Consider the following 18,553-nt stretch of genomic DNA (forward strand, 5'->3'; position numbering starts at 1 on the left):
CTAAAAGGCAATATCCAATCCAATATTGTTTTCGGAATGGCGAAATGAAACCAGAACGCTGGAACGATCCAAGCAAGAAGATATTCCCTTATCAGGTAGGGTTCACCGCCCCGCCGCATGATTTCGACGCCGCGCCTCACGACTTTCTGAAGATTGCCCCGGAAGGCGTGGGCGCACATGGGCGATTGATCCATGCGGAGGATTACGCACACGAATTGTCCCAACGTGTCGACAATTTTCACAAGCTGGAAGAAGTGGTGCACTGCATGTCCAACGCGGGTGCCGATGTGGTCGGGCAGGTTGGCACCAACTGGTCTCATGCGGGCGGGAAAACACCCGATGACATTCGGGCCTATTGCGCGCGGCTGGAAGATACCTACCAGGTACCGCTGCACATGGCGGGCTTGTCCCTGGTCGAGGCGCTGCACGACATCGGCGCCAGGTCCATCGCCGTGAACGGCGGCTATTTCTGGCCCGACTGGCGGATCGGCACGACCCGGTTTCTGGCCGCCGGCGGATTCGACATCCTCTATTCGGGAAACTTCGTCGATCATGGCCTGATGCCAACGCAGGAAGAGGTCAACGACGCCACGTGGATCTTTCCTGGCGACTTCGCGATGCGGTCGTTTGAATATGTCGCGAAACAGGCGCCCGAGGCCGACGCGCTGGTGATCATCGGAATGCCGAACTTTCGCCGGGCCGACGGGCTGCCGCTGCGCCCGGTCAGTATCCTGCACGAAATCGAAGCGGCCATCGGCAAACCGATCATCGCCTCGGACTGCGCGCTCTACTGGAATATATTCCGCACCCTGGGCGTCGCGCCTTTGGGAACATTACCGCGCATTCTGGCGCGCCTGCAGAAAGGCGGGACATGAGCGGTTATCCGATCTACTTCCTGTGGGCGACACCACGGTCCACCTCGACCGCCTTTGAATGGATGATGCGCCAACGGGGCGATCTGGCCTGCTTCCACGAACCGTTCGGCATGGCATGGTACCAGGGCCCCGAGGCGCGCGCACCCCGCGCGGCCCCGCCTGACCGGCAGCGCCCCGACGCCACGTTCGACAAGATCTGGACCGATATCCTCGAGGCCGCCGAGACGCGGCCGGTCTTCGTCAAGGACATGCCGCATCACACGGACCACCTCTGGGACAGCGCGTTTCTGGACAGGATGACCCACAGTTTCCTGATCCGCGATCCGGCCAAGGTGCTGGATTCACTGCGCCGGTCCTACGAAAAGGCCGGCATGACCGAAGGGTTCGAGGCGCATGAGATCAGCTTTGGCCCGCAGCGCGCGCTTTTCGATCTGCTATGCCGAAACACTGGCATGGCCCCGCCGGTGCTGGATAGCGACGACCTGCTGGAAGACCCCGGCACGATGGTGCGCATCTATTGCGAGGCGATCGGCATCCCGTTCATTCCCGAGGCGCTGAGCTGGGAGCCCGGGGCGCGGGACGATGTGCTGTGGTATGATGGAAATGACGAGATATGGCACGCCTCCTTGCGCGACAGTGACGGGCTCAAGCCGATCCCGCGCAAACAGGTGAACCCGGCGGATCTGCCGCCCGCGCTGGCCGCGCATTACGAGACGTTCATCGGGCATTACCGGGCGCTTCACGCCCATCGGCTGCAACGGGATATGGTAAGGACATGACGAAGGCGGATGTGCGCGCGCAGGTCGTTGATCTGATCGGTGAGGAAGGGCTGGCCCAGACATTCGCGCCGATCGAAGAGGCCAGCGGCCTGCCCAACGCGGCCTATTGGTCGGATGCGTGGCTGGCGCTGGAACAGGAGCATTGCTTTCGCCGGTCCTGGGTCTTTGCCGGGGCCGAGGCGGAACTGCCGGAGCCGGGCGACATGAAACCGGTCGAGATCGGCGGAGCGCCCTTGATCATACTGCGCGATCAGGCGGATCAGATCCGTGCCCTGCACAATGTCTGCCGCCACCGCGGGGCGAAACTGTTGACCGAGCCCTGCCGCAAACCGACCCTGACCTGCCCCTACCATGCCTGGACCTATGCCTTGACCGGCAAGTTGCGCTCTCGCCCGCATTTCAGCGGCCCGAACGTGGTGGACAAGTTCGAAGACGGCGGCGGCGACAAGCTGGACCTGGTCGCGGTGCGGGTCGAGACCTGGAACGGCTGTATCTTTGTCAATGTATCAGGTGACGCGGAACCCTTGGCTGACTGGCTGGGACCCATGCTGGAACGCACCCGGAACTACGATTTCTCGGCGATCCGCTGGGCCGGCAAGCTGGATTTCGAGGTCAATGCAAACTGGAAGCTGGTCTATGAGAACTACATGGAAGGGTATCACGTCTTTTCGGTGCACCCCAAGCTGCTGAAATTCGCCCCGATGAATGTGCGCTGGTCCGGCGAATGGGACCGGCACGTATTCTACAACGACTACGTCTTTCCCAAGCTGGACGAGGGCCGCGGCGAAGGTCTGCCGCATTACCCCGGCCTGTCCGAGGAAAATGCCAGACGCGGCCTGTGGTTCCTGTGCTTTCCGCATTTTGCCGCCGAGGTCTATCCCGACCAGTTTTCGGTTCTGGTCAGCTATCCCGTCGCCCCCGACAAAACCCGCGAGGAACTGCATGTCTTTTTGATCGGCGATGCCGCAACCTCGGATGATTACAAGGATGCACGTGCCGCGACGCTGAAGATGTGGGATGACCTGAATCGCGAGGATCTGGGCATGTTGGAACTGTTGCAGCAGGGCCGGTTGTCACCGGCCTATGACGGTGGCCGCCTCAGCCCGCATTGGGAGGGGCCGACCCATGATTTCGGGCGCCGCGTGATCGAACGGATCCTGTCATGAGAGCCGGCACCGTACTGCCGATGTCAGCCATCAATCCCGGCCCCGACACGCCGCTTTCGCACGCCGCTGACGGATCTCCGAGGCGGGTGAGACACCCGTTCCACAGCCCCGCGAACCGGGCAGCACCACACGTCAGCCGGTCAGGATGCTGCTGACCTTCAGCGCCCTCTGGGCGTTGCCCTCGACCTTGAGCTTGCCGGACATGTAGGCCATCACCGGGTTCTGGTCACCCGATAGGATGTCTCGGAATATCGCGTCGCTGGCGATCAGCACGACATCCGCGTCCGCATCCCCTGCCCGGGCGCCGGATTCGTCCAGCATCACGCTGCCTTCGCCCGCGATCACCAGCTTGGCGGTTCCCCTGATCTGGCCTTGTGCCTTTGCCTGCAGGGCATCGACATAGGCCTGCACTACTTCGCTCATTCCGCACCCTCTCCCGTGCAAGTTACCCGCACAGGATTGGCCGATTTTTCCTGCCGATCAACAATAACCCAGCGTCACGAACGGCGCGGCGCCTACCAGCGCTTCAGCGCCTCTTCATCTTCGGTGCGGGCAGCAACCCAGTCGCTGCCGGAACCCGAAATTTCCTTCTTCCAGAACGGGGCGCGGGACTTCAGGAAATCCATCAGGTATTCGGCCGCCTGGAACGCATCCGCCCGGTGGCGCGAGGCGGTGGCTACCATCATGATCATCTCGCTGGCCCGCAGCATACCGTGACGATGTATGATAAGGACATCGCCCAGCGACCACCGCTCGGCGGCCTCTTGCGCGATTTTCTCCAGCGCCTTTTCCGTCATGCCGGGATAATGCTCGATCTCCATCGCGTGCAGCGCGCCCTCGCCCAGGTCACGCACCACCCCGGTGAAGGTCACGATCGCCCCCATCCCCTGCTGGCGCGCGGCAAACGCGGTCGCCTCGGCGCCCAGGTCGAACGGATCCGTCTGCACCCGGATGTCCATCGTCAGCCGCCGGTCATCGGCGGAAAAAACGCCACTTCGCGCGCGCCCTGCAAGGGGGCGTCGAAATCGCTGAGTTCCTGGTCAATGGCCACGCGCAGCGCGCTCAGGTCGGCGAAAGCCGCGGCATAGCGATCCTCGCGGGCGCGCAGTTCCTCGACCAGGTCCATGACCGTGACCGGCGCGCTGTCGATCCTGTCGCTGGGCTGCCCGATCCGCTCGCGGACCCAGGCGAAATAAAGCACATCCATCAGCGTTCATCCTTCAGATACGGCACCGCTTTCATCAGGTAGTCGACCCCCGTGAAAAGGGTCAGCGCCGCCGCGATCCACAGCAGCCACAGGCCGATGAACCCGGCCCATTCCATGCCCGTCAGCTTCCACCTGAGACCCAGGATATCCTCTTCCCGGCCTTCCAGGATATTTATCACCATGGTCTCGTCCATGCCAATAACGGACATTCCGAAATAGTGCTCGAACACCCCCTGCGAGAACAGAACGGCGATGGCAATCATCTGCGCCGTGGTCTTCCACTTGGCCAGGTTGGTCACTTTCAGCGTGCCGGCGGTATCGCCCAGATATTCGCGCAACCCCGAGACGAATACCTCGCGGAACAGGATCACCGTCGCCGGCAGAACCAGCCAGGGCGAATAGCTTGAATAACCGACGATCACCATCAGCGCGATCACCACCATCGCCTTGTCAGCGATCGGGTCCAGCATTGCGCCCAGCTTTGTTTCCTGCTTCCAGCTGCGCGCCAGGTGGCCGTCGATCCAATCGGTGATCGCCGCGCCCACGAATAGCAGCAAGGCAAACCAATCGGCGTAGGGCCTTGTAAAATAGAGAAACATTACGGCAACCCCGGGCGCCGCAAGCAGCCGCATGACCGTCAGGATATTCGGGATCGTCCATGTCATGTCTTGGTTCTACAACCAAGTTTGACCAAGGGAAAGCACCGACGGATCAGCCCTTTTCATGGAAGAAATCATAGACTTTCTGCGCCAGCCCTTCGGACACGCCATCGACCGCCTTGAGGTCCGACAGATTGGCACGGCTGACCGCCTTGGCAGATCCGAAATGCGCCAGCAGCGCACGTTTGCGCGCCGCGCCCACGCCGGGCACCTCGTCCAGCGGGTTGGCCACCGCGGATTTCGCCCGTTTGGCCCGGTGGGTGCCGATGGCAAAGCGGTGCGCTTCGTCGCGCAGGCGCTGAATGAAATAGAGAACCGGGTCATTCCGGCGCAGCGCCATCGGGCGCTGACCGATTCGATGAAACTCCTCCTTGCCGTGATCGCGGTCCACGCCCTTGGCGACACCCACCATCGGGATGTCCTCGACACCCATCTCGCGCATGATCCCGGCCACCGCGCTGACCTGACCGGCACCGCCGTCGATCAGCAGCAGGTCGGGCCACAGGCCCTGATCGCGATCCGGGTCTTCCTTGAGCAGACGCTTGAAGCGCCGGGTCAGCACCTCTTTCATCATGCCGAAATCATCGCCGGGGGTCAGGTCATCACCGCGGATGTTGAACTTGCGGTAGCTGTTCTTCATCAGGCCCTCCGGGCCCGCCACGATCATTGCGCCCACGGCATTCGTGCCCTGGATATGACTGTTGTCATAAACCTCGATCCGCTGCGGGGCGCCGTCCAGGTCGAAAGCATCCGCCAGCCCTTTCAGCAGCTTGGCCTGCGTCGCCGTTTCGGCCATCTTGCGACCCAGGCTTTCACGGGCATTGCGCACGGCACCGTCGACAAGCTCGGCTTTTTCACCGCGCTTGGGCACGATCACCTCGACCTTGCGGCCCAGCTTGCCCGTCAACGCATCGGCCATCAGATCGGCGTTTTCAATGGGGTGCGACAGGATCACCTGGCGGGGCGGCTCCTTGGTGTCGTAGAATTGCCCCACGAAGGCCTCCAGCACCTCGGCTTCTTCCACATCCGCTCCCACGCGGGGATAGAAATCGCGATTGCCCCAGTTCTGGCCGGCGCGGATGAAAAATACCTGCACGCAGGCCTGCCCCTTTTCCAGGTGCAGCGCCACGATATCGGCCTCGTCCACGGTGCGCGGGTTGATGCCCTGGTTGGTCTGCACCTGGGTCAGCGCCTTGATCCGGTCGCGCAGGGCCGCGGCGCGCTCGAATTCCAGCGCCTCCGATGCCTCGGCCATCTGGGCGGCCAGCTTGGCCTGAATCTCGGTCGATTTGCCGGACAGGTACCGCTCGGCATCGGCCACTGACGCCGCATAATCGGATTTCGAGATATGGCCGACGCAGGGCGCGGTGCAGCGCTTGATCTGGTATTGCAGACAGGGGCGCGTGCGGCTCTCGAACATCGCATCGCTGCAGTTGCGCAGCAGGAACACGCGCTGCAGCTGCGCCAGCGTCCGGTTCACCGCGCCCGCGCTGGCAAAGGGGCCGTAATAGGCGCCCTTCTCCTTTTTCGCACCCCGATGCTTCTTGATCATCGGATAATCATGCGCCTTGGTCACCAGGATGTTCGGAAAGCTCTTGTCGTCACGCAGCAACACGTTGAAATGCGGCTTGAGCTGTTTGATCAGGTTCTGCTCAAGCAGCAGCGCCTCGGTTTCCGTCTTGGTCGTCAGGAACATCATCGACGCGGTCTGCGAGATCATCCGCGCGATCCGCGGCGTGTGGCCGGCAGGCCGCGCATAGCTGGAAACCCGCGCCCTCAGGTTACGCGCCTTGCCGACGTAAAGCACCCGCGCCTGTGCATCGAGCATCCGGTACACACCCGGCGACGCATCCAATGTCCGCAGATAGGACTGGATCACCTTATGCCCGGTTTTCGGGGCCTTCTCCGATGCTTTTTCTGTCATCGTCGTTAAGAAATGATTCTCTGAGCTGGCTGCAACCATATCGCCTGAGGGGCAAGAGGAAACCTTTCCACGTAACTTGTGGATAAATCTGCTGATAAGTTTCCGTGATCGGAAATTTTCCTTTGTATTTTGCTCACTTCCTCGATTTGCCTATTTTTTGGGCACTTTTTCAAGCCACTGATTTTAAAAGGGAAAAACTTCCCCCTCGCCAAAATACTGAAAACATTGAGAGTTTTGTAACGAATTGGTGAACGTGCGGGAAAAGGGTGCAAAACTTCAGGCCCAAGGCAGGATTATTCAACGCCCAGCACGTCTGGCGTCCGCCAACCAAGGTGCTGACCGCCGTCCACGCAGAGCAACTGACCGGTGACGGAAGGGGCCTCGAAGAAGTAGCCGAGCGCCGCGACGACATCGCTCTCGTTTGCGCCCCGCCCAAGGACCGTCGCCTGCCGCTGACGCTGGAAATGACTATCGCTTTGACGGTGGCCCCGAAGCGTCGGACCCGGACCGATGGCGTTGACCCGGACGCGCGGGGCCAGTGCCTGCGCGGCGGTCCGGGTAAACGCCCAGAGACCCATCTTGGCCAGCGTGTAGGTCATAAATTCGGGCGTCAGCTTGCGCACGCGCTGGTCGATCATGTTGATGACCAGCCCCTGCGCCACCGGCTCACCGGCGTCGTCCTGCTGCGGCGCCGGCACGCCTTTTGCCAGGGCTTGCGTCAGCACGAAGGGCGCGCGCAGGTTGCTTTCCATATGCCTGTCCCAGCTTTCGCGGGTGGCGGTGGCAATCGTGTCATATTCAAAGATCGACGCATTGTTGATGAGCACTGAAAGCGGCCCGCCCAGGGCCTCGGCCGCCCTGTCGATCAGTGTTTCGGTCTGGGTCTCGTCCAGCAGATCGGCCTCAATCGCGACGGCATTGCGGCCAAGCGCCTTGATCTCGGCCACGACGCCAAGCGCGTCTTCGCGGGAGGTGGCATAGTGCACCGCCACATTCAACCCGCGCCGCGCCAGTTCCAGCGCCATCGCGCGCCCCAGTCGTTTTCCCGCGCCCGTTACCAGTGCCCGTGCCATCCTGCGTCTCCGTTCAGAAGAGTACAACGGTAAGATAGACCCCGTAGAGCGTGGTCAAGACAATCCCCCAAACACGACCAATATCCTGTTTGAAGATGACGAAGGGGATCAGCATCAGCGAGGCGGCCAGCATCACCCAAAGATCAAAGCGAAGGAATTGCGGATCAACCGGTACCCTGCCGATCAGCGCGGTAATCCCGATAATGGCCAGCAGGTTGAACATGTTCGAACCGATGACGTTGCCCAGGGCCACATCAGCCTGACGGCGCAGGGCGGCCATCACCGTTGTGGCCAGCTCGGGCAGGGATGTCCCGATCGCTACCAGCGTCAGCCCAATCACCGCATCGCTGACACCGTAGCGCCGCGCGATGATCGACGCATTGTCCACCAGCAGGTCCGCCCCCAGCGGCAGGCCGATCAGACCAAGTACGAGAAAGACAAAAATCTGCCACCAGGGCATGTCCGGGTCCGCGCCTTCAACCTCTTCTTCGCCCGTCTCCATGCACGCCATGGCGGCTGTCGCCTTGCGGTGGCGGCGGGCATCTCGGAACGCGTCGGCCAGCACCAGCGCCAGCGCCGCCAGCAGGATCAGACCGGACACGAAGGTAAATTCACCTGTGAATGCCAATCCGATGAACAGCACCGTCGCCGCCATCATGAAGTAAAACGTCTTGCGGCAGTTGCACCCGCTGGTGTGAAGCGCCGACAACAGCGCCGGTACACCGAGCACCAAGAGCACGTTGGCCGTATTCGATCCGATGACATTGCCCAGCGCCAGGCCGGGCTTGTTTTCAAGCACCGCGTTGATCGAGATCAGCAGTTCGGGCGCCGAGGTGCCGAAGGCGACAATCGTCAGGCTGACGATCAAAGCCGGAACCCCCACACGCAGGCTGACATTGACCGCGCCCTTGACCAGCGCGTCGCCTGCCAGCAGCAGGATCAGAAGGCCCAGGCCGGCCAGCAACCAGGCGATCATTTACCGCCCCCTTTCTGACAGGCGCAGGGCCCTTTGCCGATACGGAAGCGACCGCATTTCGGGCACTTGGCCGAGCGAAGCTTGTCTTGGCCCGGAAAGCGCAGCCTGCCGAACATCGCCAGCACGCCCATCGCCACCAGAAACAGTATGACTATCTTTACGATCACGTCAGAGCCCGAAGCGCGCGTAATCCGCACGCTCTTCGAGCGCGGCGATCGCATCCTGCGTCAGGGTCGTTCCGAAACGCTGCAGCAACCCGCGCTTGCGACTGTAATTGGCGAATTTGACCTTGTCGCCATACAACTCCTTCATCTTGGGCACCAGATGGCCGATGCCGTCGACAAGGCCCAGTTCGACGGCACGGCGGCCCAGCCAGAACTCACCGGTAAACAGGTCCTGCGCATCCGCCAGCCGATCCCCGCGCCGCACCTTCACGTGATCTGTGAAGGTGGTGTGCATCTGTTCCAGGATCACCTTCAGCCGGGCGACATCCTCGGGCTTTTCGGGCTGGAACGGATCCAGCATGCTTTTCGACTTCACCGAAGTGTGCACGCGCCGCTCAAGCCCCTGCCGGGCCAGAAAGACCGGCGCGCCGAACCCGGCGGAAATCACCCCGATCGAGCCCACCACCGATGCCGGGTCGACCCAGACGTCATCGGCAGCTGTCGCCAGCCAGTAACCGCCCGACGCGGCAACGTCTTCGACGAAAGCGTGAACGGGAATCTCCTTCTCTTCGGCCAGACGGCGGATACGGGCGGCGATCAGCGACGATTGCACCGGTGAGCCGCCCGGCGAGTTGACCACCAGCGCCACCGCCGCGGGCTTGCCACGTTTAAAGGCCTTGTCGATCACCGGGGCCATCATTTCGTCATTCAGTTGCGCACGGGTAGTGGCACCGATCGTCCCGGACAGGCGGATTACAGCCACGGTCGGATCGGATTTAACAAAGGGGATCCAGCGTTTCATGATGCCCGATGTAGAATGCGGATGGCCCGCATACAAGGCGGCAAGAGGCGCTCAGGTGAATAGTGGTCGAAAAAGTTACCTGCCGAGGGCAAATAAGTCACGCCGCTGCGGGCATCATCAGGACTTGATCCGATAGCCGGTCCGGAAGATGAACCAGATGATCGCCAGGCAAATCACCGTGAACGCCCCGATCGCCAGCAGGCTGTAGCCAATGGCCACATCCGCCGCACCAAAGAACGACCAGCGGAAGCCCGAGATCAGGTAGACGACCGGGTTGAACAGCGTGATCGTCTGCCAGGCTGGCGGCAGCATCGAGATCGAATAGAACGATCCCCCTAGGAAAACCAGCGGCGTAATGACCAGAAGCGGGATCAGTTGCAGCTGCTGGAAATTCTCCGCCCAGATGCCGATGATGAAGCCGAACAGAGAGAAGGACACGCAGGTCAGTACAAGAAAGGCCAGCATCGCCCAAGGGTGCTGAACGTTCAGGTCCACGAAAAATTCCGCCGTGAACAGGATCACCACACCGATGAACAGCGATTTCGTCGCCGCCGCGCCCACATAGCCCAGCACGATTTCCAGGAAGTTCACCGGCGCCGACAGCAATTCGAAAATCGTGCCGATGAATTTCGGGAAATAGATGCCGAAGGATGCGTTCGAGATGGATTGCGTCATCACGCTGAGCATGATCAGACCGGGCACGATGAAGGCGCCATAGCTGACCCCGTCCACCTGCTCGATCCGGCTGCCGATGGCGGCGCCGAAGACCACGAAATAGAGCGAGGTCGAAATAACCGGCGACAGGAAGCTTTCCATCAAGGTACGGAAAAACCGCTTCATCTCATAGATATATATGGCCGTGACAGCGGGAAAATTCATGCGGCGTCCTCCTGTACGAGGCCAACAAAGATCTCTTCCAGGCTGCTCTGTGTCGTCTGGATATCGCGCAGGCTCAGCCCTTCGCGCGCCAAAGCCTGCAACAGCCGGGTGATGCCCGTCCCTTCCCCGCGCGTGTCATAGTGGTAGGTCAGGCTGATGCCATCCCCGGACAGTTCCAGATCGTATTCCGAAAGTGTCTCTGGCACGGCCTCAACCGGGTCGCGCAGATCAATTCGCAGGGTCTTGCGGCCCATCCGCGTCATCAGGGCGTTCTTTTCCTCGACCAGCAGCAGCTCACCCTTCGAGATCACTCCAACACGGTCGGCAATCGCCTCGGCCTCTTCGATGTAATGGGTGGTCAGGATGATGGTCACGCCATTGGCCTTCAGCTCTTCGACGATCTTCCACATGTCCTTGCGCAATTCCACATCCACGCCGGCGGTAGGCTCGTCCAGAAACAGGACGCGCGGTTCGTGGCAGAGCGCCTTGGCGATCAGTACACGGCGTTTCATCCCGCCCGACAATTCGCGGATGCGGTTGTCTCTTTTGTCCCATAGCGAGAGCTGGCGCAAAATCCGCTCGATCAGGGCATCGTCGCGCTTCTTGCCGAACAGGCCGCGCGAAAACCGCACCGTGTTCAGCACTTTCTCGAACGGTTCCAGCGCCACCTCCTGCGGGACCAGCCCGATCAGCTGACGCGCCGCGCGATAGCCGGTCTGGATGTCATGCCCGCCCACGCTGGCCGTACCGGAACTGGGGGTGGTGATGCCGCAAAGCGTTGAAATCAGGGTGGTTTTGCCGGCGCCATTTGGCCCCAGAAGTGCAAGGATCTCACCCTCTTCAATCGACAGCGTGACACCTTTGAGCGCCTCGAACCCGTCCTTGTAGACTTTGCGCAGATCACTCACCTGAACAATTGACATCGTCGCACCTATTGATTGATCGTGACTATTTAGGCCATTCACGGATCCGTGAAAATGGCGGATCGGGGCAGAGTCCACTCTGCGCACACGCACATATTTCCTAGCTGATGAGACGCTTGAACCAGCCCTTTTTCTCGGCGTCCGGCGCCGCATCTTCGTCCGAGGGCCCTTCGAGAGCCTCCTCGAACCGGGCAAAGAACTGATCCGCCATTTTCTTGGCGAACCCGTCGACAATCCGACTGCCCAGCTGTGCCAGTTTGCCGCCGACCTTGGCTTCGACCTCGTAAATCAGCCGCGTACCGGTCTCGCTGTCCTCCAGCCGCACATCGGCGCCCCCCTTGGCAAAGCCCGCGGCACCGCCCTTTCCCTCGCCGGTCAGGGTCAGGCTTTCCCCCTCGACCATATCGGAGAAGGTCACCATACCCTTGAACGTCGCCTTTACAGGTCCGACCTTCTGCACCACCACCGCCTCGAATCCATCCTCGGGCGTGCCGGTCACCTCCTGCGCGCCGGGCACGCATTCCTTTAACACCTCGGGGCTCAGAAGCGCAGCCCAGACGGTCGCGCGATCAACCTTGATGTTTCTTTCGTCGCTCATTTTCATGGAGTGGGCCCTTTCGCTGATGCCCGGCGATCCTAGCCCGCAATGCAACTTGTGAAAAGTCGCAAACAGGCATGTGCTTCCGGCAGGCAAACTGCTAGTGCCAATGGGAAAGGATCGCCGAATGACCCCCTCCATAAAGTTGCACAACCCTGCCCTGGGCATCACCTTCATCGTGGTCGGCATCCTGGCGATTTCTGTCAATGACATGCTGATCAAGCTGCTGTCGGGCGGGTACCCGCTTCATCAGATGGTTTTCACACGATCCCTGATCGGGATCATGTTCACGCTGGTGCTGGTCCAGGTCGAGGGCGGCTGGGGCATACTGCGCACCAACCGGCCCGGCCTGCACCTTCTGCGCGGCCTCATGCTGGTTACCGCCAACCTGACCTTCTTTTCCGCGCTTGCCGTCCTGTCGCTGGCCGAAGCAACCGCGATCTTCTTCATCGGCCCTCTTCTTATCACCCTGCTCAGTATCCCGGTCCTGGGGGAAAAGGTCGGTCCGCTGCGCCTGGGGGCCGTGGTGGTGGGATTCATCGGCGTCATCATCATGACCCGCCCCTGGCAAAGCGGCACGGAACGGCAAGTCTCTTTGCTGATTTACCTGTTACCGATCGTGGCGGCGCTGACCTATGCCATCACCCAAGTGCTGACCCGAAAGCTGGGCACCACCACCAAGGCGTCGGTGCTGGCGGCCTATCTGCAGGCGCTGTTCATTCTGGTCAGCCTTTGTTTCTGGGCAGTTGCCGGTGATGGCCGCTTTGCCGAAGGGCTGGAAAGCGAAAGCCTGATATTCCTGCTGCGCGCCTGGGTCTGGCCCGAGGGACGCGACATCTACCTGTTCATCCTGCTGGGCCTGAATGCGGGGATCATCGGCTATACGCTGGCGCAGGCCTATCGGCAGGCCGATGCCGCCATCATCGCGCCATTCGAATACCTGGGCCTGCCCCTGGCCGTGTTCTGGGGCTGGTACATGTGGGGCGATCTGCCGGATATGGTCGTCGCCATCGGCATCCTTCTGATTCTTGGCTCGGGTCTGTTCGTGTTCCTGCGTGAACGGCAGAAAAAGCTGCGCGCACTTGCGAACAAAGAAGCGCATCGCCGGTTCTGATCGGCCTTCCACCCCATTGCAGGGGCGCCTAATCTGCCGGAACGGCACGGAGGAGACATGATGCTGCACGGCATTCGGATAATCGAGATAGAAGGGCTGGGCCCCGGCCCGTTCGCGGCGATGATGCTGGCCGACCTGGGGGCCGAGGTGATCGTGATCCACCGTCCCGGTCCGGCCCCCGACATTACCGGGGATCGAAGCCTGCTGGACCGTGGCAAGCGGTCGATCACCCTTGATCTGAAGGATCGCGGGGATCTGGCACGTGCACGCGCACTGATCGCCCGCGCCGACGGCCTGATCGAAGGGTTCCGCCCCGGTGTCATGGAACGCCTGGGTCTTGGCCCCGAAACCTGTCACGCCGACAACCCGAAACTGGTTTATGGCCGCATGACCGGCTGGGGGCAGGACGGCCCGCGGGCGCAGACAGCCGGGCATGACTACAACTACATCGCCACGTCGGGCGCCTTTTGGTACACTTCGCTGCCCGGCACCCCGCCGCTTGCGCCGGCAACGCTGGTCGGGGATATCGGCGGCGGCGCGCTGTACCTGGTGGCGGGTATGCTTGCGGGCCTGCTGAACGCCGCGCGCACCGGCAAGGGCACGGTCGTGGATGCCGCGATCGTCGACGGTTCGGCGCACATGATGGCATTGCTTATGGCCATGCAACCCTCGGGCAACCTGAGCATGACCCGCGGCCAGAGCCTGCTGGACGGCCCGCATTGGTCGCGCTGCTATGCCTGTGCCGACGGGCGACACCTGAGCGTGCAATGCCTGGAGCCCAAGTTCTACGCCATATTCCTGGACCTGATGGGCCTGACCGGCGATCCCGGTTTCGCCGATCAGTTTGACCGTGCCCGATGGCCCGCGCAGACCGAGCGGCTGGCACGGATCTTTGCCGCAGAGCCCGCGTCGCATTGGGAGGCGCTCTTTGCCGGGTCCGATGCCTGCGTGGCGCGCGTTCTGTCGCCCGACGAGGCAGCGGCGGAGCCGCATATGGCGGCGCGTGCTACCTGGCAGCATGTTGACGGTGCGCTGCAGCCCGCCCCCGCCCCCCGGTTCGATGGCAGGCAAGCGAATATCGCCGGCGCCCCGAGACGCGGCCAGCACACGGATGAAATCCTGGCGGAACTGACACGAGAGGGCTGACGATCGCGGCCACTTCCCCTCGGGGCATGTCTTTCCCCTCTCGTCGATGGCGGCAACTCTTGCTAACGTGGCGCCCATGCGCGTGTTGATTATCCTGTTTCTCGCCCTCGCCGCCTGTGGCCGCCCGCTGACGCCGGCCGAAAAGTCGTTTGCCGCCCAGCTGCATGGTGACACGATCGACACGTCACGCATCCGCGCGGTCCGCGGCTCTCCGGTGGGCTCGATCACCTTGCTGCGTCCGAAACGTCCGCGCCTGGCCTGCCGCGAACTGATCCTGCCAGAACCCGAGGAAGATCTGGTGACGGTTACGCCGGTGGCAATGGTCATACACAACAAGGTCTTCTATGCCCGCGACTGGTACCTGGACGACTTCATGCAGAACTACCCCGAACGGCTTGACTTGCTGAGCGCTATGCTCTTCGCCCATGAAATCACCCATGTTTGGCAATGGCAGAACCGGGCGAAAACGGGATATTCCCCCCTGCGCGCCGCCCGCGAACACGCCGAAAGCGACGACCCTTACCTTTTTGACATCGACACGCAGACGCGGTTTCTGGACTACGGCTATGAACAGCAGGCCGGGATTGTCGAGGAATATGTCTGCTGTGCCGCGCTCGACCCTGAAGGCAGCCGAACCAACCGGCTGAAAGCGCTTATTTCCGACACGATCCCGATGCGTGATCTGCAGGTTCCACGACAGATACTGATCCCGTGGAAAGACGCCCAGCTGCAGGGAATCTGCAGCTAGGGTATGGGATCAATCGCCGCCGTCAAATCCGCTGGACCCGCCCGATGGCACGCCTTCTTCCTGCTGGGCACAGCCGGCAATCGACCAGACCAGCGCGAACGCAATTGCGACAATCCTGAGAGTTCTCATTTTCTTCCCCAAAGTAATGTCCTGCATTATTAGCATGTTTTCGCGCTGCCGATAATCCCTAGGTACTTGCCCCCTTCGCCTTCTCCATCCTAACGTGGCTGCGCTCAGCCAAGGCGTGCCGATGTTCATGATCGAAAACCAGTTCCTGATGCTCTTTCTCTTTGCGATCGCGGGGGTGATCGGAACGGCGTTGATCTTTCGCAAGCCGGCCGGGCACCGCGCCTGGCTGGTGGCCGATCTGATCTGGGTCGTGCTGGGCGGTTTTGGCGCGTTGGTGGCGGTTCTTGCAGGGGTCTACAAGGCCGATAGCGGCCGGATCGACCGTCAGATCGACATTGCCTATGCCGCCACCGCCGCCTTTGACCGGGACGCGGCCCGGTTTCGCCTGGCCCATTGCGAAACCACCGAAAATGCCGATGTGGCGGCATTATGCGACAAGGTCGAATTCCTGTCGGCGTCAACGGCCGAAAACGCCGATCTGCCGCTGTTTCTGGCTGTCTCGAACGAAGTGGCACCGCTCAGCGGGCTGAATTTCATTATCCGCGGCGGCGGCGATGAGGACGAGATGCAGATGATGATCGATAAGGTCGATCACTTCGATGCGGCGCAATTCCTGGCCTTTGCGCCGCTTGACGAGGCAACCACGCCCGCGCTCGAACGTCTGCGCCCCCGCCAACCCGCTCTGGCGGCGGATTTCCAGATCATCGCGCAAAGCTACGATGAGCTGATTGCGCAGGTCGGTAAGCTGAAGGATGAATGGGAATTCCTGCAGGCAAACTCGCATATTCTGGTCCTGCAGATCATCGCGCTTTGCCTGGTCAGCTTTGCCGCCCCCTTCCGGTTGGGGAAATCCATCGTCGAATTGCGCCGCAAGGTCTAATTCTGAATGCTTTCCAGATAGGCCAGCAGTGCGGCAAGCGGGCGCGGTGTCGGTGTCAGCACGCCGTCGCCCACATCGACCGGAACGGTATCGCCCCGCAGAAGCAGCCCGAATTCAGGCATTTCGTGACCCGGCAGGCCGGTCCGGTCATACCCGTCGATGACCGAGAGGACCCTGGCGCGCGGGAACACACCCCCCTTGGACAGACGCGTCAGATCAGCCGGTCGCGGTGACAGGGATGCCGCCCACGGTCCGTTGCCGGTGCCCGAGGCACCGTGACACTGCGCGCAATTCTCGGTGAAGAGAGCCTTGCCCTCGGGCGCTTCGGGCATCGACACCGGGGCGCAGGCGGTGGCAACTGCAAACAGTGCAAGTGTAGCGACTTTTTTCATGACAATTCTCCTGCACCGATCCTGCCACGGATCGGACCCACAGAAATTGATCTGACGCAAAGGACGCGCCGGCTTGGCGAAGGTATCGGAAACGCCGGGCGCGCTTACCCCCTGAGCCGGCGCTTACCCTCGTTGATGCAAATCTGGTCGCCTTCCTTGATCGACATGCCCGGCGGGATCGAGATTGCCTCGTCCCAGATGACCTGCCGTTTCCGGTAAAGCTGGCAGACAACCGGTCCCTTGGCGGTTTCGACCGTTACCGGCGCTGTCTCGTAATCCGCGGGATCAATACATCCGGTCAGCGCCAGCAAGGCGGCACTGCCCAGGATCGGCGTTGCTTTGAATGACATCTTCATGCTCTGTACTCCACTTGCCTCATCTCGATGGCCCCTGTGGCAGAGCGGTTTACCTGCACGCCGGTCGGGCCATCGCCTGTTATCCACTGAGCGGGGCAAAACCCCGGCCCAGATCCGGCCCTGCCGGGCCACTACGGTCAGGCCAGCTTGCCCGCCAGCGCGTCATCAATCAACTGGACGGTTTCGTCGACGCCGTAAAGTGCGATAAATCCGCCAAACCGCGGCCCCTGGCTGGCGCCAAGCAAGACCTCGTAAAGCGCCTTGAACCAGTCGCGCAGCGGATCGAACCGATCGCGCCCGACCGCATAGACCACCGATTGCAGCGCTTCGTCATCTACTGCGCCGTCATAGGCCACTAGCTGGGCGCGCAGATCTTCCAGCGCCGCGCGCTCCAGATCGGTGGGCAGGCGATAGGTCTTTCCGGGCTTCACGAAATCATTGTAGTAGCGCACGGCAAAGCCCGCCGCCTGGTCCATGTCTGGATTGGCCTCGGGGCTGGCCTCGGGCGCGTAGCGCTGGATGAAACCCCAGAGCTGACCCTTGTCCTCGGCGCCGGAAACCGAGGCGAGGTTCAGCAGCATCGAGAACGGCACCACCATGCGGCTTGCGGGAACGTCGCCACCGTGGATGTGCCAGACCGGGTTGTTGAGCTGGCCCTTGGCGTCCTGCGTCGGATAGGCGCGCAGTTGCTGGTGGTATTCATCGACCGCCTTGGGGATCACGTCGAAATGCATCCGCTTTGCGGTCTTGGGCTTCTGGTACATGAAATACGAAAGGCTCTCGGTTGCGGCATAGGTCAGCCATTCGTCAATCGAAACGCCATTGCCCGAGGATTTCGAAATCTTGTGCCCCTGATCGTCCAGGAACAGTTCATAAGTGAAATGCTCGGGCGCTTTCTGGCCCAGGATTTCGCATATCCGGTCGTAGATCGGGGTATTGGTCGAGTGATCTTTGCCATACATCTCGAAATCAACGCCAAGCGCCGCCCAGCGGGCACCGAAATCGGGCTTCCATTGCAGCTTCACATTGCCGCCGGTGACCGGTAGGGTCATTTCCCGCCCATCCTCGTCGTCAAAAGTGATGGTGCCGTCCTTGGCGTTGACCTCTTTCATCGGCACATAAAGCACCCGGCCGGTGTCCGGATGGATCGGCAGGAAGATCGAATAGGTCTGCTGGCGTTCCTCGCGCAGGCTTTTCAGCATCACCTTCATGATGTCGTCATAGCGTTCCGCCGCGCGCAGCAGCACCTCGTCAAACCGGCCCGAGCGGTAGAAATCCGTGGCGCTGATGAACTCGTATTCAAACCCGAACGTATCCAGGAACCGGCGCAGCATGGCGTTGTTGTGATCGCCGAAACTGTCATGCGTGCCATACGGATCGGGGACGCTGGTCAGCGGCTGTTGCAGATATTCCTGCAATTTTTCCGGGTTGGGCACGTTGCCCGGTACCTTGCGCATCCCGTCCAGGTCATCCGAGAAACAGATCAGCCTGGTCGGGATGTCCGAGATCAGCTCGAACGCGCGTTTGATCATCGTGGTCCGGGCGACCTCGCCAAAGGTGCCGATATGCGGCAGGCCCGAGGGGCCATAGCCGGTCTCGAACAGGACGTATCCCTTTTCCGGCGGAGCCTTCTGATAGCGTTTGAGAACCCGGCGTGCTTCCTCAAAAGGCCAGGCTTTCGATTGCAGTGCCGCATCGCGCAGATCAGACATGGGAAATCTCCAGAAATTCAGGCGGATTCGTCGCGCCCGAGCTAGTGCGCT

General features: G+C 61.5%; 21 protein-coding genes. 7 read left to right on the forward strand and 14 right to left on the reverse strand.

The features are described 5' to 3' along the window. Positions 1-44: 44 nt before the first annotated feature. From AAFO92_RS19595 to AAFO92_RS19605, 3 genes are read left to right on the forward strand one after another with little or no spacing between them, the layout of a single operon-like run. The gene (locus AAFO92_RS19595) at positions 45-875 is read left to right on the forward strand and encodes a hypothetical protein (RefSeq protein ID WP_347538078.1); all 831 of its coding nucleotides are present in this window, start codon (positions 45-47) and stop codon (positions 873-875) included. Then, complete coding sequence (locus AAFO92_RS19600) at positions 872-1,654, forward strand: sulfotransferase family protein (RefSeq protein WP_347538080.1); 783 nt, start codon at positions 872-874, stop codon at positions 1,652-1,654. Before AAFO92_RS19595 ends, AAFO92_RS19600 begins: the two co-directional genes overlap by 4 nt. Further along, on the forward strand, positions 1,651-2,820 hold the full coding sequence (locus AAFO92_RS19605) for an aromatic ring-hydroxylating dioxygenase subunit alpha (RefSeq protein WP_347538082.1): 1,170 nt from the start codon (positions 1,651-1,653) through the stop codon (positions 2,818-2,820). Before AAFO92_RS19600 ends, AAFO92_RS19605 begins: the two co-directional genes overlap by 4 nt. Before the next feature lie 132 nt (positions 2,821-2,952). Here AAFO92_RS19605 and AAFO92_RS19610 read toward each other — a convergent pair whose 3' ends face one another. The 11 genes from AAFO92_RS19610 to AAFO92_RS19660 form a co-directional block, all read right to left on the reverse strand. Continuing rightward, positions 2,953-3,243: an SCP2 sterol-binding domain-containing protein gene (locus AAFO92_RS19610; RefSeq protein ID WP_347538084.1), complete on the reverse strand. Its 291-nt coding sequence runs from the start codon at positions 3,241-3,243 to the stop codon at positions 2,953-2,955. A 92-nt stretch (positions 3,244-3,335) separates the two neighbouring features. Then, positions 3,336-3,779, reverse strand: a complete 444-nt coding sequence (locus tag AAFO92_RS19615) for a molybdenum cofactor biosynthesis protein MoaE (RefSeq protein ID WP_347538086.1) — start codon at positions 3,777-3,779, stop codon at positions 3,336-3,338. Between the two features lie 2 nt (positions 3,780-3,781). Beyond that, on the reverse strand, positions 3,782-4,027 hold the full coding sequence (gene moaD / locus AAFO92_RS19620) for a molybdopterin converting factor subunit 1 (RefSeq protein ID WP_347538087.1): 246 nt from the start codon (positions 4,025-4,027) through the stop codon (positions 3,782-3,784). Beyond that, on the reverse strand, positions 4,027-4,692 hold the full coding sequence (gene pgsA / locus AAFO92_RS19625; RefSeq protein ID WP_347538089.1) for a CDP-diacylglycerol--glycerol-3-phosphate 3-phosphatidyltransferase: 666 nt from the start codon (positions 4,690-4,692) through the stop codon (positions 4,027-4,029). Before pgsA ends, moaD begins: the two co-directional genes overlap by 1 nt. A gap of 46 nt (positions 4,693-4,738) precedes the next feature. Continuing rightward, complete coding sequence (gene uvrC, locus AAFO92_RS19630) at positions 4,739-6,610, reverse strand: excinuclease ABC subunit UvrC (RefSeq protein ID WP_347538091.1); 1,872 nt, start codon at positions 6,608-6,610, stop codon at positions 4,739-4,741. A 293-nt stretch (positions 6,611-6,903) separates the two neighbouring features. Beyond that, complete coding sequence (locus AAFO92_RS19635; protein ID WP_347538092.1) at positions 6,904-7,710, reverse strand: SDR family oxidoreductase; 807 nt, start codon at positions 7,708-7,710, stop codon at positions 6,904-6,906. Beyond that, complete coding sequence (locus AAFO92_RS19640; protein ID WP_347538094.1) at positions 7,697-8,659, reverse strand: calcium/sodium antiporter; 963 nt, start codon at positions 8,657-8,659, stop codon at positions 7,697-7,699. The genes AAFO92_RS19635 and AAFO92_RS19640 overlap by 14 nt, the downstream gene beginning before the upstream one ends. 168 nt (positions 8,660-8,827) lie before the next feature. After that, entirely contained in the window at positions 8,828-9,625 is a 798-nt protein-coding gene (locus AAFO92_RS19645; RefSeq protein WP_347538096.1) for a S49 family peptidase, read from the reverse strand. Positions 9,626-9,742: 117 nt separating this feature from the next. Next, positions 9,743-10,504 carry an ABC transporter permease gene (locus AAFO92_RS19650; RefSeq protein ID WP_347538098.1) on the reverse strand — a complete coding sequence of 254 codons (762 nt, stop codon included), beginning with the start codon at positions 10,502-10,504 and terminating at the stop codon, positions 9,743-9,745. After that, positions 10,501-11,427 (reverse strand): ABC transporter ATP-binding protein, encoded by a 927-nt coding sequence (locus tag AAFO92_RS19655; protein ID WP_347538100.1) that lies wholly within the window; start codon positions 11,425-11,427, stop codon positions 10,501-10,503. Before AAFO92_RS19655 ends, AAFO92_RS19650 begins: the two co-directional genes overlap by 4 nt. A gap of 100 nt (positions 11,428-11,527) precedes the next feature. Next, positions 11,528-12,031, reverse strand: a complete 504-nt coding sequence (locus AAFO92_RS19660) for a carbon monoxide dehydrogenase subunit G (protein WP_347538102.1) — start codon at positions 12,029-12,031, stop codon at positions 11,528-11,530. Between the two features lie 121 nt (positions 12,032-12,152). Here AAFO92_RS19660 and AAFO92_RS19665 point away from each other — a divergent pair, with 121 nt between their 5' ends. The 4 genes from AAFO92_RS19665 (at position 12,153) to AAFO92_RS19680 (ending at position 16,042) form a co-directional block, all read left to right on the forward strand. Continuing rightward, positions 12,153-13,139 (forward strand): DMT family transporter, encoded by a 987-nt coding sequence (locus AAFO92_RS19665; protein WP_347538104.1) that lies wholly within the window; start codon positions 12,153-12,155, stop codon positions 13,137-13,139. A 60-nt stretch (positions 13,140-13,199) separates the two neighbouring features. Further along, positions 13,200-14,285, forward strand: coding sequence for a CaiB/BaiF CoA-transferase family protein (locus AAFO92_RS19670; protein ID WP_347538134.1), 1,086 nt, complete (start codon positions 13,200-13,202; stop codon positions 14,283-14,285). 76 nt (positions 14,286-14,361) lie between these two features. Beyond that, entirely contained in the window at positions 14,362-15,033 is a 672-nt protein-coding gene (locus AAFO92_RS19675; RefSeq protein ID WP_347538106.1) for a hypothetical protein, read from the forward strand. Between the two features lie 250 nt (positions 15,034-15,283). Beyond that, positions 15,284-16,042 carry a hypothetical protein gene (locus AAFO92_RS19680; protein ID WP_347538108.1) on the forward strand — a complete coding sequence of 253 codons (759 nt, stop codon included), beginning with the start codon at positions 15,284-15,286 and terminating at the stop codon, positions 16,040-16,042. Here the strand turns inward: AAFO92_RS19680 and AAFO92_RS19685 are convergent. The 3 genes from AAFO92_RS19685 to AAFO92_RS19695 all read right to left on the reverse strand — a co-directional run bounded on the left by AAFO92_RS19685 (position 16,039) and on the right by AAFO92_RS19695 (position 18,502). Next, on the reverse strand, positions 16,039-16,434 hold the full coding sequence (locus AAFO92_RS19685) for a cytochrome c (RefSeq protein WP_347538109.1): 396 nt from the start codon (positions 16,432-16,434) through the stop codon (positions 16,039-16,041). The two genes, AAFO92_RS19680 and AAFO92_RS19685, sit on opposite strands and share 4 nt — an antisense overlap. A 104-nt stretch (positions 16,435-16,538) precedes the next feature. Beyond that, complete coding sequence (locus AAFO92_RS19690; RefSeq protein WP_347538111.1) at positions 16,539-16,784, reverse strand: hypothetical protein; 246 nt, start codon at positions 16,782-16,784, stop codon at positions 16,539-16,541. A 143-nt stretch (positions 16,785-16,927) separates the two neighbouring features. Continuing rightward, positions 16,928-18,502: a lysine--tRNA ligase gene (locus AAFO92_RS19695; RefSeq protein WP_347538113.1), complete on the reverse strand. Its 1,575-nt coding sequence runs from the start codon at positions 18,500-18,502 to the stop codon at positions 16,928-16,930. Positions 18,503-18,553 lie beyond the last annotated feature (51 nt).

It is taken from the genome of Roseovarius sp. CAU 1744, from assembly GCF_039839345.1.
In the GTDB taxonomy this organism is placed as follows: Bacteria; Pseudomonadota; Alphaproteobacteria; order Rhodobacterales; family Rhodobacteraceae; genus Roseovarius.

Excerpts from the sequence above, each read along its gene's own strand:
- AAFO92_RS19600 (WP_347538080.1), top strand. The coding sequence starts at position 872 with ATGAGCGGTTATCCGATCTACTTCCTGTGGGCGACACCACGGTCCACC.
- AAFO92_RS19650 (WP_347538098.1), bottom strand. The coding sequence starts at position 10,504 with ATGAATTTTCCCGCTGTCACGGCCATATATATCTATGAGATGAAGCGG.
- AAFO92_RS19645 (WP_347538096.1), bottom strand. The coding sequence starts at position 9,625 with ATGAAACGCTGGATCCCCTTTGTTAAATCCGATCCGACCGTGGCTGTA.
- AAFO92_RS19690 (WP_347538111.1), bottom strand. The coding sequence starts at position 16,784 with ATGTCATTCAAAGCAACGCCGATCCTGGGCAGTGCCGCCTTGCTGGCG.
- AAFO92_RS19670 (WP_347538134.1), top strand. The coding sequence starts at position 13,200 with ATGCTGCACGGCATTCGGATAATCGAGATAGAAGGGCTGGGCCCCGGC.
- AAFO92_RS19675 (WP_347538106.1), top strand. The coding sequence starts at position 14,362 with ATGCGCGTGTTGATTATCCTGTTTCTCGCCCTCGCCGCCTGTGGCCGC.
- AAFO92_RS19695 (WP_347538113.1), bottom strand. The coding sequence starts at position 18,502 with ATGTCTGATCTGCGCGATGCGGCACTGCAATCGAAAGCCTGGCCTTTT.
- moaD (WP_347538087.1), bottom strand. The coding sequence starts at position 4,027 with ATGGATGTGCTTTATTTCGCCTGGGTCCGCGAGCGGATCGGGCAGCCC.
- AAFO92_RS19595 (WP_347538078.1), top strand. The coding sequence starts at position 45 with ATGAAACCAGAACGCTGGAACGATCCAAGCAAGAAGATATTCCCTTAT.
- AAFO92_RS19680 (WP_347538108.1), top strand. The coding sequence starts at position 15,284 with ATGTTCATGATCGAAAACCAGTTCCTGATGCTCTTTCTCTTTGCGATC.
- pgsA (WP_347538089.1), bottom strand. The coding sequence starts at position 4,692 with ATGACATGGACGATCCCGAATATCCTGACGGTCATGCGGCTGCTTGCG.
- AAFO92_RS19640 (WP_347538094.1), bottom strand. The coding sequence starts at position 8,659 with ATGATCGCCTGGTTGCTGGCCGGCCTGGGCCTTCTGATCCTGCTGCTG.
- AAFO92_RS19655 (WP_347538100.1), bottom strand. The coding sequence starts at position 11,427 with ATGTCAATTGTTCAGGTGAGTGATCTGCGCAAAGTCTACAAGGACGGG.
- AAFO92_RS19605 (WP_347538082.1), top strand. The coding sequence starts at position 1,651 with ATGACGAAGGCGGATGTGCGCGCGCAGGTCGTTGATCTGATCGGTGAG.
- AAFO92_RS19615 (WP_347538086.1), bottom strand. The coding sequence starts at position 3,779 with ATGGACATCCGGGTGCAGACGGATCCGTTCGACCTGGGCGCCGAGGCG.
- AAFO92_RS19665 (WP_347538104.1), top strand. The coding sequence starts at position 12,153 with ATGACCCCCTCCATAAAGTTGCACAACCCTGCCCTGGGCATCACCTTC.
- AAFO92_RS19610 (WP_347538084.1), bottom strand. The coding sequence starts at position 3,243 with ATGAGCGAAGTAGTGCAGGCCTATGTCGATGCCCTGCAGGCAAAGGCA.
- AAFO92_RS19685 (WP_347538109.1), bottom strand. The coding sequence starts at position 16,434 with ATGAAAAAAGTCGCTACACTTGCACTGTTTGCAGTTGCCACCGCCTGC.
- AAFO92_RS19660 (WP_347538102.1), bottom strand. The coding sequence starts at position 12,031 with ATGAAAATGAGCGACGAAAGAAACATCAAGGTTGATCGCGCGACCGTC.
- uvrC (WP_347538091.1), bottom strand. The coding sequence starts at position 6,610 with ATGACAGAAAAAGCATCGGAGAAGGCCCCGAAAACCGGGCATAAGGTG.